Here is a 665-nt window from a genome sequence, read left to right on the forward strand (position 1 = left end):
TGATCGCCGCGCTGCGAGTAAATCACCCCCAGCAGATGCAAGGCGTCGATATAGCCGGGCTGCGCCTCGAAGACCTGACGGTAGACCGCTTCGGCATCATCCAAACGCTTTTCGCGGTGCCACTCGGCCGCTTGGGCCAATAGCTGATCGAAAACGCGACCGGCTTCGCGCGCCTGACCTGCTTTCCCACGCTGTTCGGCCAAGGCGATTGCTTGCGCTAGGGCAAGCGGTTGCCCATCGATCCGCACCACGATCTGCCGGTCGCCACGCATCAGACTTTGCAGCAGCGCCATGGCGGCGTTGCGCGGCGAAGGCGAAGGCGAAGGCGAAGGCGAAGGCGAAGGCTTGGAGCGGCGACTGGAACCACCGCGCTTGCGCGTTGTTTTCGGTGACACTCTGACATCCTTAATTTAGATGAAAAATACCCGGCCGTCGTATCGCTTCAATCCGGCAGCAACGCCCGCAGCCACTCGTCCAGGTGCTGATCCAACATCCAGTTGGACAGCACCCACTCGCGCAACCGCTCGCCCGCGCCCCGGGTGGCCTCCAACTCATTAACATGGTCGCGTACCGCCGTGATCCAGGCTTGCGGATTGTTGGGGACGCGGGTCACCGGCGCGTTCTGGTACGGCAAAATGTCGGTGGCGATCACCGGATAGCCCACC

2 protein-coding genes are annotated in these 665 nt (G+C 62.6%); both read right to left on the bottom strand.

Annotation, left to right across the window (positions count from 1 at the left end; genetic code table 11):
• Nucleotides 1–395, bottom strand: a 395-nt coding sequence (locus JNK74_29120; protein MBL7650241.1) for a hypothetical protein, incomplete at its 3' end; no start/stop codon positions are given.
• A 47-nt stretch (nucleotides 396–442) separates the two neighbouring features.
• Nucleotides 443–665: hypothetical protein (locus tag JNK74_29125; GenBank protein MBL7650242.1), on the bottom strand; the 223-nt coding region annotated here is incomplete at its 5' end.

Source organism: Candidatus Hydrogenedentota bacterium, from assembly GCA_016791475.1.
Taxonomy (GTDB): Bacteria; Hydrogenedentota; Hydrogenedentia; order Hydrogenedentales; family JAEUWI01; genus JAEUWI01.